This is a genomic window from Aerococcus loyolae (assembly GCF_002871915.2).
GTDB lineage: Bacteria > Bacillota > Bacilli > Lactobacillales > Aerococcaceae > Aerococcus > Aerococcus loyolae.
The window spans coordinates 1,391,673-1,406,106 of sequence record NZ_CP126958.1 but is presented as its reverse complement, the minus strand read 5'-3'; the positions used below and the strand labels follow the sequence as shown (position 1 = coordinate 1,406,106).

Annotated in this window: 11 protein-coding genes; 9 read left to right on the top strand and 2 right to left on the bottom strand. The window is 42.8% G+C overall.

All coding sequences use genetic code 11. The features are described from left to right. Nucleotides 1-105 precede the first annotated feature (105 nt). Entirely contained in the window at nucleotides 106-1,776 is a 1,671-nt protein-coding gene (locus CJ190_RS06340; protein ID WP_143739150.1) for a DUF3744 domain-containing protein, read from the top strand. Between the two features lie 95 nt (nucleotides 1,777-1,871). On the opposite strand, the gene CJ190_RS06335 is transcribed toward CJ190_RS06340, so the two are convergent. Next, nucleotides 1,872-2,453 carry a histidine phosphatase family protein gene (locus tag CJ190_RS06335; RefSeq protein ID WP_064293574.1) on the bottom strand — a complete coding sequence of 194 codons (582 nt, stop codon included), beginning with the start codon at nucleotides 2,451-2,453 and terminating at the stop codon, nucleotides 1,872-1,874. A 221-nt stretch (nucleotides 2,454-2,674) separates the two neighbouring features. Between CJ190_RS06335 and CJ190_RS06330 the strand changes: the two genes are divergently transcribed. The 4 genes from CJ190_RS06330 (at nucleotide 2,675) to CJ190_RS06315 (ending at nucleotide 6,735) form a co-directional block, all read left to right on the top strand. Continuing rightward, nucleotides 2,675-3,691: an alpha/beta hydrolase gene (locus CJ190_RS06330; RefSeq protein ID WP_064293573.1), complete on the top strand. Its 1,017-nt coding sequence runs from the start codon at nucleotides 2,675-2,677 to the stop codon at nucleotides 3,689-3,691. A 319-nt stretch (nucleotides 3,692-4,010) separates the two neighbouring features. Next, nucleotides 4,011-5,063, top strand: coding sequence for a tryptophan ABC transporter substrate-binding protein (gene trpX / locus CJ190_RS06325; protein ID WP_064293572.1), 1,053 nt, complete (start codon nucleotides 4,011-4,013; stop codon nucleotides 5,061-5,063). A gap of 5 nt (nucleotides 5,064-5,068) precedes the next feature. Beyond that, nucleotides 5,069-5,965: an ABC transporter permease gene (locus tag CJ190_RS06320; RefSeq protein ID WP_070598125.1), complete on the top strand. Its 897-nt coding sequence runs from the start codon at nucleotides 5,069-5,071 to the stop codon at nucleotides 5,963-5,965. A 2-nt stretch (nucleotides 5,966-5,967) separates the two neighbouring features. After that, a complete protein-coding gene (locus CJ190_RS06315; protein ID WP_064293571.1) occupies nucleotides 5,968-6,735 on the top strand; it encodes an ABC transporter ATP-binding protein in 768 nt (255 codons plus the stop codon). Between the two features lie 514 nt (nucleotides 6,736-7,249). On the opposite strand, the gene CJ190_RS06310 is transcribed toward CJ190_RS06315, so the two are convergent. After that, the gene (locus CJ190_RS06310; RefSeq protein WP_064293079.1) at nucleotides 7,250-9,658 is read right to left on the bottom strand and encodes a transglycosylase domain-containing protein; all 2,409 of its coding nucleotides are present in this window, start codon (nucleotides 9,656-9,658) and stop codon (nucleotides 7,250-7,252) included. A 274-nt stretch (nucleotides 9,659-9,932) separates the two neighbouring features. On the opposite strand from CJ190_RS06310, the gene CJ190_RS06305 reads away from it, so the two are divergent. The 4 genes from CJ190_RS06305 (at nucleotide 9,933) to CJ190_RS06290 (ending at nucleotide 14,424) form a co-directional block, all read left to right on the top strand. Continuing rightward, nucleotides 9,933-10,664, top strand: a complete 732-nt coding sequence (locus CJ190_RS06305) for a YebC/PmpR family DNA-binding transcriptional regulator (protein WP_070598124.1) — start codon at nucleotides 9,933-9,935, stop codon at nucleotides 10,662-10,664. A 402-nt stretch (nucleotides 10,665-11,066) separates the two neighbouring features. Beyond that, complete coding sequence (locus CJ190_RS06300) at nucleotides 11,067-12,401, top strand: C1 family peptidase (RefSeq protein ID WP_064293078.1); 1,335 nt, start codon at nucleotides 11,067-11,069, stop codon at nucleotides 12,399-12,401. A 258-nt stretch (nucleotides 12,402-12,659) separates the two neighbouring features. Further along, nucleotides 12,660-13,727: an ABC transporter permease gene (locus tag CJ190_RS06295; RefSeq protein WP_064293077.1), complete on the top strand. Its 1,068-nt coding sequence runs from the start codon at nucleotides 12,660-12,662 to the stop codon at nucleotides 13,725-13,727. 28 nt (nucleotides 13,728-13,755) lie between these two features. After that, nucleotides 13,756-14,424, top strand: coding sequence for an ABC transporter ATP-binding protein (locus tag CJ190_RS06290; RefSeq protein ID WP_064293076.1), 669 nt, complete (start codon nucleotides 13,756-13,758; stop codon nucleotides 14,422-14,424). The last annotated feature ends 10 nt before the right edge of the window (nucleotides 14,425-14,434 follow it).

The window sequence follows — 14,434 nt, the reverse complement described above, 5'->3', positions numbered from 1 at the left end:
TTATACAAAATAAATTTTAGGGATTTCTCATAAAATATTAGGCTAAGTCCAGCTTTTGTGCTATATTTATTAGAATGATACTAGTTTATAAGAGGAGGAGTCAGCGTGTCTAGCCCGTGGATTCAGATGCGTCACTTTAGCTACCGATATCCCCGTCAATATCGGATGGCATTAAGAGATATCAACATAACCCTAAACCATGGTGAAAAAATTTTAATCTTAGGTGCCAATGAATCAGGTAAGTCAACCTTTCTTAAAGCCTTGAAGGGAGAGCTACCCGAAGATGGCGAGTTTTCTGGTGAAATTATTCACAGTGGTGAGTCTGCCCAGCCCGTTGACGGAACGGCAATTCGTGATGTGATTGATGAGAAGATCGATGATAGTCCCAATGAATCGGTCAACCACCACAAAAAAGCGATTGAAAAACGTTGGTATGAACTGGTCGATTGTGAACTACAACCAGAAGAATACCAGGCTCTTTCTCGTGGGGAAAAAGAAATCCACCGTATGTCCCACATCTTAAAAGAAAACAATGAAATCTATATTTTTGACGAACCTTTAAAGACCCTGGCTCCTAAACAACAAAAGGTCTTTATCGATATTATTGATGATTACCACGTCCATACTGACGCCACTATTATTATCTCCGAACACCAATTGGAAGCGATGATGTCTCGTCCCATTGACCGCGTCTTAGTCTTTTCAGAAGGGCGGATCGTCTTCGATGGTCAGCTTAAGGCCCTCTTGGAAAGTGGTATTTTAAATCCCTTGGGCATTCGTGAACCTTTCTATATTACCGCTATGCGCTACGCGGCTTATCCTCTAAAAGACGTTTATAATATCCAGGATGTCCACCATATCTTTGGGCCACAGCTACGGCAAAAGATTGAAAACTGGATTATGACCCTACCACGTTTTCGTTATCAAGAAAACAAAGCAGTTCTCCTCGAACTCGATAATGTATCAGCCCTTGTCAATGAGAGCAATCAGCGGGGACTCCACAATATTAACCTTAAAATTAACCAAGAAGAAATGCTGAGTGTCGTCGGCCCTAATGGCAGCGGCAAGACCCTTTTAGCTCAATTGTGTAGCGGCTCCTTAAGGCCTCAGACGGGAACGATTAAGTGGTTGGGCCAAGAACTTTCCCTGGACCAATTTGACCATCTCCGTCGCAATGTCGGCTTGATTACTAATGACGATGTCACCAATATTAGTCAATCGCAAGCAGAAACAGTTGCAGACTACCTGGCCCAGAGCCCCGTTTTAGCGGAAGGTAATTACCAGGATGAAGAGCTAAAGAACAAGTTTAATCAGGTCCTAGCCATGGTTAACTTGGATAATCTCTTAGATTTCCCCTTAGACCACCTTTCGGAGATTTCTAAACTCCGCCTGGCCATGGCCCGGTCTTTATTAAAAGAGCCAAAATTACTGGTGGTTGAAGAGATCACTGAAGGTCGTGACTTTGTGCATTTTCGTGCCATTATGAATACCTTGCAGCGCTTGAATAGCCAATATCAGATTGCCATTATGATGACCACCCATGATATTGAAGTCATGCTGGAGTATAGCCGCCGGACCTTGATTATGTCAGAGGGGCATTTGATTATTGATGCTTTGCCAGTGGATGTGGCGACTATGCCAGCCTATCTCAACAAGGCCGGCTTACGAGAAACCAGTTTAACCACCTTCGCAAGGCAATTGGACTTGGTAGATCCCTATACCTTTATCCGTAAATTTGTGGATTATGACCGGGAAATGCAGCAGAATTTAGATTAAAAGCAATTATTTATCAATCGATTAGCTTCTAAATAAGAATTGGAAATATTTTACTGAATAGTAAAAGGACTGTGAAAATGATACACAGTCCTTTTTTAGTTAAGCGGATTGATACTATTTTTTAAGACCAGGCTTTTTTCTAGCTCTTCAAAATGGAAAATTTGACAATTAGAGAAGGCTGGGAGGGGTTGGTTGAGATAGTCCAGCATAAAGCGGTACATAATTGACCCATGGCTAACTAGGAGGATATTTTTTTGAGGATAGGTTTTCAGGACGTCATCAAGGGCTGCTTGAAAGCGGCCTTTGACTACGGTAACTGACTCGCCTCCAAATTGACAAAAATACTGATCACTAGGCGGATCATTGAGCTTGATCCCCTTAAGGACGCTGAGTTCTTTACCTTCTAGGCTACCATAGCGCCACTCCGCTAGTCGCTGATCAGTCACTAGGGGGCAGGACCTATCTCCTTGGAGAATTTTTGCTGTGGCATAAGCTCGCTTCAATGGGGAGGAGAGGATGAGGTCAATACTGATGTCTTTTTGATCAAAAAAGTTTTTCGCTTGCTTGGCTTCATGGCTGCCTCTGGGACTGAGGGGACTATCGATTTGCCCTTGAATTTTCCCCTCTAGGTTATAAAGAGACTGGCCATGACGGATAATAAAAATTTCTCTTGCCATCTTGACTCCTTTGTTTATATTTTCTTCAGCATAAATGGTTTCACTAAGATGTCTTTATTATATATAAGATTGGAGAGACAATAAATGGCCCATTCATGGTTCACGGTTCTTTTAACATCTGTCTCACTCTCCTTATTTCCCATCAGAATTTTTCATAAAGATAGTCAAGTCTTGTGCCATCTGCTAAAATAATTACTAATCTGTGGGAGGTGTTAGACCGGATGAAGAATAAAAAAGGACTCACTTGGTTAAAAAAGTTGGGCATTTCATTAGCCTTGCTGACGGTGATTTCTCTAGCGGCCACTTATTTTGTCGGAAACTACTTTGTTGATTATGCCTTGGTGCCTAACCAGGGTGGGCAAGACCGCCAAGTTGACCAGGAGACAAAGCCGGGTCAGAGTCAGTCAGCTGTTCAAGAAATTAATGCCAATAAGGCCCAAGCTAAAGCAGACGCTAAGGCTTGGTTAGACCAGGTAGGAGATAAAAAAGAAGCGGTAAGCATTCGCTCCCAGGACGGGCTCACTTTGAGCGGAAATTTGTTCCATAATGACTCCGCCCAACATAAATATGCCTTGATTGTCCATGGTTACCAGGGCCAAGAGGCGGATTCCTATGATATTGCCCCCGCTTTTTATCAAAAAGGTTATCAGGTCCTAACCATCTCCTTAAGGGCCCATGCGCCTAGTCAGGGCCAATATATTGGCATGGGCTATCTAGACAGTCAGGACTTACTGCAATGGGTTCAGTGGCTGATAGATCGTGATCATCAGGCCCAAATTGTCCTCCACGGTACTTCTATGGGGAGTGCTACTGTTCTCATGGCTTCAGACAAGCTGCCTGCAGCCGTCAGAGCGGTCGTTGCTGACTGTGGTTATTCAAGTATTTGGGATATTTTTGCTTCTGAGTTAGATAAACGTTTTAATCTCCCCACCTTTCCAGTCCTTTATATGGCGAATACTATGGCAAGACTGCGGGCGGGCTATGATTTACGCGAAGGAAATACCTTGGAATACGTGGCCCAGTCCTCCCTACCGATTTTATTTATCCACGGGGCAGCGGATGACTTCGTTCCGGTATCCATGGCTCGAGAACTCTATGATGCTAAAGTCAAGGGCCCTAAGGAACTCTACATCGTTCCTGAAGCTGGCCATGCCGAAGCCAAGTACAAAGAGCCCACCACTTATTACCAGAAGATCTTTCAATTTATCCAAGACTATGGGGATGGAAATAAAGAATAAAAAGAGATTTTTTAGGAAAATGAAAATAGGGCTTGTCCTTAGCTCAAATATCTGTTATATTACATATAACATATCAGAGAGGAGTCGCTACAATGTCACTTAAACAAATTACTACTTTTTCATGGCAAATCCGCATGGTGTAGTTGTGTTTATACTGTGATCAGCATAGATACAACTTCAGCGTTTTTTGAAGCTGTATCTGTGCGGTAGCTCGACTTAATAAGAATTCCCGCATAGACCACATGAATAGTCTGTGCGGGATTTTTTTATCCTGCAGCTTCTAGAGTTGGAGGATTTTTTTATTGTAAAGGAGTGCCCTATGAAAAAGATTACAAGTTTTGGAGTTATATTAATTACCGCTTTAGCCGTTTTGTTCTTGGCCATGCCAACTTTAATTCAACACCGGACAGCCAGTGAAAATCAGGCAAAAACCAATGTTAGTCAAGAAGATATCAAAGACACAGACCATAAGATTCGCATCGGACTTTTACAACTAACAGAACACCCAGCCTTAGATGATATTCGTCAAGGAGTCTATGACCAACTGGCTGAGCGAGGTTATGTTAATGGTGAAAACGTTGAAATTGACTTTGCCAATGGTCAAGGAGACCAAAACAATCTGAAAATGTTATCCGATAAAATGGTTTCTGATGGGGCTGAATACTTAGTCGGTATTGCCACACCCGCGGCCCAAGCCCTAAAGAATGTGGCCAATGACCAGGTTCCTGTAGTAATGGCAGCTGTTTCTGACCCAGTTGGGGCTGGTTTGGTTAAAGATTTAGACCAACCTGGCTTCCAAGTGACTGGGGTCCGTGATGTCCCACCGGTCAAGGAACAATTTGACCTGATTAAACGAGTGATGCCAGATATTAAAACGGTGGGGATTATTTACAATTCTTCTGAAACTAATGCCCAAAATAATGTCCGCATGGCTAAAGAACATGCCAAAGAATTAGGCTTGAATGTAGTTGAAAAAACTATCACTTCGACTAACGACCTGGCCCAAGTAGCTGAACAATTGGCCCAAGAAGTGGAAGCTATCTGGGTACCTAATGACAACTCGATTGCTTCTTCAATGAACACCTTAATTTCGGTCACTGACCATTATAGAATTCCAGTCTTCCCAGTGGTTGATACCATGGTTGTTGACGGCGGGATGGCCACAGTTGGACTCAACCAATACCAATTGGGGGTTGATTCAGCCAATGTCCTTGCTGACTTGATTGAGGGTGCTGACCCAAGAAATTATTCTGTTGTTATTCCAGAGAAGAAGGCCTTAACCATTAATTCTAAGAAGGCTAATGAATTAGGAATCGAAATTCCAAATGATGTCGTCAATGAAGCTACTGACGTGGCAAAGGAGGGTAAATAATAATGATTGATTTAATTACGAGTGCCTTATCCGAGGGCAGTATCTGGGCTGTCATGGGACTGGGGATTTATATTTCTTTTCGGATTTTAAATGCTCCTGATATGACGACTGAAGGTTCCTTTACTCTAGGGGCGGCTTTAGGCGTCCAAGCCATTCATTTCGGTATCCATCCCCTCATCGCTATCCTGATCTCCTTTTTAGGGGGGATGGCTGGAGGTGCCATTACCGGTTTATTAACTACTAAGTTAAGTATTAACCCCTTACTCGCTGGGATTATTACCATGACCGGACTTTACTCCGTCAACCTGAAAATTATGGGTTCGGCCAATATTTCTCTAACGGGTCAAAAAACCTTAAAAACCATACTAGAACCTCTTAACCTAGGTAGAAATATCGATACCATCGTCATTGGTCTAGTGGTATCTGCTATTGTGATCTGTTTGATGAGTCTCTTCTTTAAAACGGAAATGGGGCAAGCACTGATTGCTACTGGGGATAATCTCGTGATGGCTAAGTCCTTAGGGATTGATACCCACGAAATGACCATGCTAGGCTACATGCTAGCCAATGGATTGATTGCTGTTGCCGGTGTCTTAGTAGCCAACAGCAATGGTTATGCAGATATCTCCATGGGGATTGGGACTGTGGTGATTGGCTTAGCCGCCATCATTATTGGTGAAGTTCTCTTCCCTAATGTTAGCCTGTCCATGCGCTTAGCTACCATCGTAGCTGGTTCTATTGTCTACCGTTTACTCCTAGGTCTTGTTCTCATGCTGAAATTTGAAGCCAATGACTTTAAACTCTTCTCAGCGATCATCGTGGGTCTTTGCTTGGCTATTCCAACGATTAGAAGCAAAATGGGAAGCGGCCGGACCAAGAATATTCGCAGTAAGGAGGCTTAATCATGAGTCAAGTATTAAAGCTTAATAACATCAATAAAACCTTTAATCCTGGAACCCTGGATGCCTTTCATGCTTTGAAAGGCATTGACCTTTCAGTGAATCAGGGAGACTTCATTACTATCGTTGGGGGAAACGGTGCGGGGAAATCTACCTTACTCAATGCCATTGCGGGAACCTTTGCCTTAGATAGTGGCAAAATCTTCTTGGAGGAAAAGGATATTACCACTAAGAGTGAAGAAGAGCGGGCAGGGTCGATTTCACGGGTCTTTCAAGATCCTAAAATGGGAACTGCTCCGCGAATGACCGTCGCTGAAAACCTGGCCCTAGCCGCTAAGCGGGGACAAAAGCGGGGCTTGAGTATGGCCATTACCAATGACAAAGAGGCCTATTTTAGCCAAACCCTTTCCCAAATTGGCCTGGGCCTTGAAAACCGCTTGAATGCTGAAATGGGTAAATTATCTGGTGGACAACGTCAATCCATTGCCTTATTAATGGCTACCATCGTTAAGCCCAAACTCCTATTATTGGATGAACATACAGCAGCCCTAGACCCTAAGACCTCACGTAGGATCTTGGAACTCACTGACCAACAAGTCCAAGAAGAAAACCTTACTGCCCTAATGATCACTCACAACTTGCAAGATGCCCTAACCTATGGCAACCGGATGATTTTACTCCATCACGGAGAAATAATCCGCGACTTCACCCAAGAAGAAAAAGAAAACCTATCCAGCCAAGAACTCTACACAATCATGGAAGACTTGGTATAAAGATTAGAGTGCGACGGGTGCGTCAAAGATCGATAGAGCTACGCATACTATATCTGTAACTCGCTCTTAGCTTCGAACAGCTATAGCAACTGGAGCTAAAGATCAAAAATTCTTGAAAAGAATTTTTTGCACTTTAGTGAAGTGGGCGTCAGGGCTGACTTTTGGAGCAGGTTTGATGAGGATGTGAGGAAGGATCAGGGAGAGAGATTCCTTGGAGGAAAAGATGATAAGATCAGCAAGGCTGGTCGTTAAACTTTTCTGAAAGGACATCCCCTCCCCCTTCCGAACTCAACTGTAAGGATATGAGGACGCCGTCAGAGACTTGAATTGCTGGAGGAAAATACCATAAGCACAGGGAACTGTGTGTTGGAATTTTCTGAAGCAACTTCAAGGCTGGCGTACGAACTCAACTAGAGAGTGCGACAAGCGCGCCAGCTCAACTAGAAAGTAATAAATACTCAACCAAATAAAAAGCAGTTATGCCTGTTATGAGCATAACTGCTTTTTTTAATAACTAGTCCTCTTTTTGGTGGACTTGTTCATAGAGGTCTAAGATTTCATTGACTTTTTGGTTGACTTGACTGTTATTTTTGATGCGGTAGGGTTCTAGGGCATGGACTTGTTCCTCCAAGCTGGCGCCAATGGCAAAGTCAAATTGAGCTTTGGGGATAGCGGCTTGATTAGGAAAGAGCCCTTCTTCACTAGCCTGACTGATCGGAATCCGGTATTGGGTATTGTAAGGCCCTGTAAAGCTACCAGGAAGTGTTCCGGTTTCTTTGACTACTTTTTGGCGGATTAGTTGCTGGGAAGGGGTGAAAGTCTCACTAGAGCCCATCATTTGCGGATCATAGTTATTCAACTGATTGAGCAGGCTCAGCCAGTGTCTGGCGTGACGTTCTACCGGATTGCCGAAACTGGCATTGCCGTCATCATTTAAGGTATGGCGTTGGTAAGTGTTATCGTAACCAATCCATGACATGAGCGTGATCCTTGGGCTTGAGCCTCCAATCCAATGGTCATTGAAATCTTCTGAGGTCCCTGTTTTCATATAAATATCCGAAAAAGCATTCAAACCGCCACTATATGGTTGGAAAGTCCCGGTCCGATGGGTATCTTTCAAGACATCAATCATGATATCACTGCTTTCTTTATCAAAGACAGGCTCTTGATGATTTTGATGTTGATAAATAAAGTTCCCATTACTATCAGAAATGCTTTCAATGAGGTAAGGGCTGACGCTTTGGCCGTCGTTTGCAAAAGTCGCAAAGGCCGCCGCTAATTCAACCACAGTTGGTCCCGTTTGGGTTCCTCCAATGGATAGGGCGACATTATCCTTGACCTCGTTTTCTGTAACGGCTTGGTCTAGACCTAAACGATCCACATAAGCTTGGATATCGACACCATGTTTTAAAAGGTGTTGGTAGAGATAAATGGTCGGGTTGTTCAAGGAATTAGCCAAGGCATGGCGGAAAGTCACTAGCTGATTGGAGATATTATTTCCATAGTTGGACGGTTCATAGTAAGATCCATCGGCTTGTTGGATACGAATAGGGGTATCAGCGATTAGGGTACTTGGAAAGGCTAGCCCCTCTTGGACAGCTGGCCCATAGGTGAGCAGGGGCTTGAACATGGAACCTGGTGACCGTCGCATGTCAAAGGCATGGTCCACTTGGTTTTGGTCGAAGTCAATTCCTCCAACAAAGCCTAAGATTCGTCCGCTGGCATTTTCGATAAGGACGTTACCGGTTTGGACAGGGAGAGGGATGGCTTCGCTTTCACCGGTTTCTGGATTATTTTGATAGTTCATATAAGTTTGCCCCAGGGAACCGGCTTGATTGGCGACCGTTTGGTTGAGAAGCTGATAGATATTAGGGTCCACTGTGGTTTTAACGGTTAAACCGCCATTACGGTAATAAGAATCGGCCCGTTGTTGGTATTCACTACGCAGGTTGTCATCGGCTTGAATATCTTCTTCACTGACTCCATCCATGGCCATAAAACGCTGCATGAGGAGTTTAAGGCTTTGCTTTTCCACTTGCTGGTAGAGATAAGTATTCTTCTGCCCAGTGCTTGAATCAGACTCAGCAACTTGGTTTTGGGCTTGGATAAAGTCGTTTTGAATAGGGTAGTTTTTAGCTTTTTCATAGTCTGCTTGGCTAATATAATTTTCCAAGCGCATCCGGTCGAGGACTTCCTGCATCCGTTCAACACCGTAGCTAAGGTCTTCTGGGGATTTTAATTGCCCCTCGCTATCATAAGGAGTATAAGTATAAGGGTTTTGAGGCATCCCCACTAAAAAGGCGGCCTGGGGTAAATTGACTTGGTCGGCGCTTTTACCAAAGATACCTTCAGCAGCAGCCTCAATACCAGCAATATTTTCGCCCTTATTGTTACGACCAAAAGGTGAGGTATTAAGATAGGATTCCAGGATTTGTTCCTTAGAAAAATAATTTTCTAAACGGTTGGCTAAGAGCATTTCTTTAGCCTTACGTTCAAAGGAAACTTCATTAGATAAGAAGCGTTGCTTGACCAATTGTTGGGTAATGGTTGACCCACCCGAAGAAGACCCGCCTAGAACTTGGGAGACGATTGCACGCAGGATAGCACTGGGGACTACACCATGGTGTTTAAAAAAGTGTTCATCTTCAGTAGCCACTAGGCCGTGAACAATCTGTGGCGAAATCTCTTCTAATTGAACATTCTTTCTCACTAGGTCACTGCGGACTTCATCGATCAGGGAACCGTCATTGTAGGTGAGGGTCGAGATTTCTTCCAAGTTTTGAATTTGGCTAGCCATTTCCTCAGGGGAGGGATTGGGAAGGTCTTCGGTTAGCCCTAAGAAAAATCCAGTACCCACTCCCATAGCTAAGGCCAAACTGAGTAGGCCCAGAACTAGGACATAGCCTAGTAGGCGTTTGATCACTGAAAAGAAAACATTACTGGAAAAGAAGAATTTATCTTTCCAACTCGATTTATTCTCTTTCTCCTCTTGATTATTATTGTGGATAGGTGAATGTTGATTAATAATAATCCCTCCTTATGAACTCTTAGTTATTATAGCAAAAGTCTGAGTAACTGACTATGTGGATGACTGGATCAGTCTGTGAAAGCGGAAGCTTGAACTTGCGCCATTTAGCTGTTTTTGGTAAAATTAAGAATTGTAGATTATAGACTAAAAACGAAAGAAGGTATGTTTCGTGTCGGGACATAATAAGTGGAGCAAAATTAAAAATACTAAGGGCGCTGAAGACGCAAAACGCGCTAAGATCTTCCAAAAATTATCGCGTGAAATTTATACGGCGGTAAAACAAGGTGGACCAGATGCGGATGCTAACCCATCACTTCGTATGGTTATGGACAAAGCCAAAGCAGCAAACATGCCTAAGACCAACATTGAACGGGCCATTGATAAAGGGAGTAATACCGCTGGTGGCGAAGACTACGATGAAGTCACCTATGAAGGCTACGGTCCTAATGGGATTGCTGTTTTTGTGGAAACCTTAACCGACAATACCAACCGTACCTTAACCAACGTGCGGACCATCTTTAACCGTAACGGCGGTAGCCTAGGTGAAAGTGGTTCAGTGGCGTATATGTTTGACCGCAAAGGCTACCTAGCTATTGAACGTGAAGACTTAGACGTTGATGAAGAAACCATGTTTATGGATGCCATCGACGCAGGGGCTGAAGACTTACAAACCTCTGACGAAGTCTTTGAAATTTATACCGAAGCCAATGACTTTGGAGCCGTTCGTGACGCCTTAGAAGAAAAAGGCTATAAACTCGCCACTTCTGAATTAACCATGGTACCAAAAACCATGATTGACCTCCCAGAGGACAAGAAAGCCACCTTTGAAACCCTTATTGAAAAATTAGAAGACGACGATGACGTCCAAAATGTCTACTACAACACTGAACTAGACGCGTAAATAAAAGGTTAGTTTTTAATCATACTGAAAAATTATTTAGTGAATATTCTTTGTCAAATAGTTTTGGCAGTAGTGGTGCTTTGAAAATTAGGCATTAGCCATGAACAAGCAAGCGATGTGAATTACGGTTTGTAGGCGTCAGCCGTACTAGCCGTTTGAAGCTTGCTAGGCGAAAGACCTAGGCTTGAGCCGGTGCCATGGCTTTTCAATGACCAATTTTCAAAAGTATAAAGAATGCCATAAACTTTGTTTGATCATTTACTTAAAGCTAGAGTTTCGACTCTAGTTTTCTTTTATCATTAAATTTATCCCAAAAAAGGGACTAAGCAGAAACCGTAAATTATGTTATAGTGTAGGGGTAAATTTTTCAATCTAACTGATATAGAAAGAAGCGATGATTGCATGATTAATCAAGAATTAATTCGACAATTCCATGAAAAATATCATTCTGACCCTAAAAACAGTGCCAGCGAACACGCCATCCGTGAAGTCGGCATTAACAAGGCCAGCGTCAATTATCAAGTTCGCCAAGAACATGACTTTAAATTTTCCGAAGAAACCAAACGTGGTAAGATCACTAACCAAAAACAAAGTGGTCGATGCTGGATGTTTGCAGCCCTAAATACTGCCCGGGTTTCCACTATGGAAAAATTAAACCTAGAAACTTTTGAATTTTCCCAATCTTATACCCTATTCTGGGATAAGTTAGAGAAGGCTAATTTCTTCTTAACCAGTATCATTGATACCGTGGATGAAGCCCAAGACTCTCGCTTAGTTTGGCATTTACTCCAAACACCATGTGAAGATGGGGGCCAATGGGAGATGTTTGCGGATATCTTGAAGAAATATGGTTCAGTGCCAAAAGAAGTCATGCCTGAAACCTTCCATTCTTCCAACACCCATCTCTTGGATGAAGTCTTAGAAACCAAGCTCCGTGAATTTGCGGCTCGTTTACGTCAAATGCATGAAGCCGGTAAATCAAAAGCAGACTTAGAGGCAAAACGCGATGAACAACTTTACTTTATCTATAATGTCTTAGTAAAGGCCTTAGGGGAAGTGCCAAGTCAATTTACCTACCAATACCGTGACAAGGATGACCAATTCCACCGGATTGAAGACATTACCCCACAAGAATTCTTCCAAAAATATACTAATCTCGAAGTGAACGACATGGTTAGCCTTTTAAATGCACCAACTGCTGATAAACCATACCATAAGACATACACAGTGGATTATTTAGGATCAATCGTTGAAGGTGAACCGATTAAGTATCTCAACGTCCCAATTGAAGCCCTTAAAGATGCTGCCATTAAAGCCATTAAAGACGGCTATCCAGTTTGGTTTGGTTCAGATGTTGGTAAAATGAGTGAACGTGAACTTGGGTTAATGGATACCAAGATGTACCGCTACCAAGATACCTTGGGTGAAAACTATACCTTAAATAAGGCAGAACGCCTTGACTATAGTGTCAGTCTCCTAACCCATGCCATGGTTTTAGTAGGGGTTAACTTGGATAAAGAAGGCAAGCCTACCCATTGGAAAGTCGAAAACTCCTGGGGTAAAAAGGTCGGCGATGAAGGAATCTTCTCCATGTCCGATGAATGGTTCGATGAATACACCTTCCAAATCACCGTACCTAGTCGCTATGTTGATGAAAAATTATTAGAAGAATATAAACAAGAACCTGTTCACCTAAAACCTTGGGATCCAATGGGCTCTTTGGCTAAAGTTCATTAGTTTTAAAGACCTAACTATAAAGAATTTCATAGAACAACCGCTTGCTGTAAAGCATTGGTCCTGACTGGATTAACTTCCAAGCTCCTGAGACCAGTCTCTACCAGGCGGTTGTTTTTTATTTGGCTTAGCAATCACACTCATTTTTAGATAGTAATTTTTAGCCGAAATAAAAAATAAAGTGAACACAGTTCATTTTGCTTGCTCTTGAAAAATGAGGGGCGTATAATCGTCCCTGTTCAATGAAGGAGGAAGAAAAAAATGTTTTTAGCTTATAAAGAAATTATGCATAGCAAGGCCCGTTACTTATTAATTACGGGGCTCTTGTTTTTAATTGCTTACTTGGTTTTCTTTTTAACAGGTTTGTCATATGGGCTGGCCCAAGATAACCGTCTAGCCGTGGATGCTTGGTCAGCTGATCAAATTGTATTGGCTAGTGACAGTAACCATGTCTTGGGAAAATCAAATTTTGAAGCAGACTTAGCCAATGAAATTACTGCCGACCAAAAGGCTCTCTTTTCGGAAATGCCGGGAGTGGTCAAATTGGATGAGGAGGGTGAGAAGATCAATGTTGCCTTCTTTGGGATCCAAGGGGATGAGTTTCTCAAACCGGATATTATTGCTGGAAAGATGTTTGATGCTCCCGGACAAGGAGTTGTTGATATCAGTATGAAGGACCAATATGGTTTGGAAATAGGTGATAGTCTGCAAGTGGCCAATATGGACCACCCCATAAAAGTGGTTGGCTTTACTAAAAATCAACGTTTTTCCGTGGCGCCAGTTGTTTTTACCAGCTTGGAAGACCTTAAAGAAATTCGCTACAGTGGGCTCGGGCAACTACCGGTGAAAGATTTTATCAATGCCATCGTGATCCGTGGTCAAGCAAGTCAAGTCCCTGAGGATTTGGAGGCCATTAGTATTGAAGACTTTATCCAAGATATTCCTGGTTACCGGGCTCAGGTAGTGACCTTTAACTTTATGATTGGTTTTCTGATTGTGATTGCAGCTGTGGTGGTTGGTATATTTATCTATGTTCTAACCATGCAAAAGGCGCCCATCTTTGGCGTTATGAAGGCCCAAGGCATTGCAACCAGCTATATTGCTAAGTCGGTTCTTGGTCAAAGTTTCCTCTTGGCCAGTCTTGGGGTAGCCTTCGCCTTACTAGTAACTTTGGCTTCTGCTTATCTATTACCAGAAGCGGTTCCCTTTGCTTTAACTTGGGAGTATTTCATTCTAGTGGGCCTTTTAATCATTATTGCAGCGGTTATGGCGGCCTTATTCTCGGTCAGAGCCATTGCTAAGGTTGACCCTCTCGAAGCTATGGCCTAAAAGAGAAATGAAGTAAAGGAGTGTTCATATGAAAGCAATCGAATTAATAAATGTCTCTAAATTCTTTCAAGACGGCGATCAAACGATTGAGGCTTTAAAACCAACTAATTTTTCCGTGAATGATGGGGAATTTGTCGCCATTGTGGGCCCTTCAGGTTCTGGAAAATCGACCTTCCTAACCCTTAGTGGAGGCTTACAAAGTCCAAGTCAGGGTGAGGTTAGGGTCAAGGGCCAGGCCTTTTCCAGTTTAAAGGAGAAAGACAGAGCTAAGCGCCGTTTCCAAGAAATTGGCTTTATCTTACAAGCTTCTAACTTAATTCCCTATTTAACGGTTAAAGACCAATTACGCTTAGTCGATAAAATCCAAGGCCACAGTCAAGCCGCCTATGCCCAAGACCTCTTCCAAGAATTGGGAGTAGACCACTTATTAAATAAGTATCCAGCAGACTTGTCAGGCGGAGAACGACAAAGGGTAGCTATCGCTCGGGCTCTCTATCCTAAACCTACCATTATCCTGGCTGACGAACCGACTGCTTCCTTAGATAGTCAAAGGGCTTTTGAAGTGGTTAATATATTGGATAGAGAGAGTAAGGAGAAAAATAAGGCCATCATTATGGTTACCCATGATACCCGCTTAATCAAACATTGTGACCGGGTTTTTGAAATGCGTGATGGTGTCCTGGAGGAAAGCCGTTAATAAAAAAACA

Coding starts and splice junctions, on each gene's coding strand:
- trpX (WP_064293572.1), top strand. CDS start 4,011: ATGAAAAAGATTACAAGTTTTGGAGTTATATTAATTACCGCTTTAGCC.
- CJ190_RS06295 (WP_064293077.1), top strand. CDS start 12,660: ATGTTTTTAGCTTATAAAGAAATTATGCATAGCAAGGCCCGTTACTTA.
- CJ190_RS06300 (WP_064293078.1), top strand. CDS start 11,067: ATGATTAATCAAGAATTAATTCGACAATTCCATGAAAAATATCATTCT.
- CJ190_RS06335 (WP_064293574.1), bottom strand. CDS start 2,453: ATGGCAAGAGAAATTTTTATTATCCGTCATGGCCAGTCTCTTTATAAC.
- CJ190_RS06330 (WP_064293573.1), top strand. CDS start 2,675: ATGAAGAATAAAAAAGGACTCACTTGGTTAAAAAAGTTGGGCATTTCA.
- CJ190_RS06290 (WP_064293076.1), top strand. CDS start 13,756: ATGAAAGCAATCGAATTAATAAATGTCTCTAAATTCTTTCAAGACGGC.
- CJ190_RS06315 (WP_064293571.1), top strand. CDS start 5,968: ATGAGTCAAGTATTAAAGCTTAATAACATCAATAAAACCTTTAATCCT.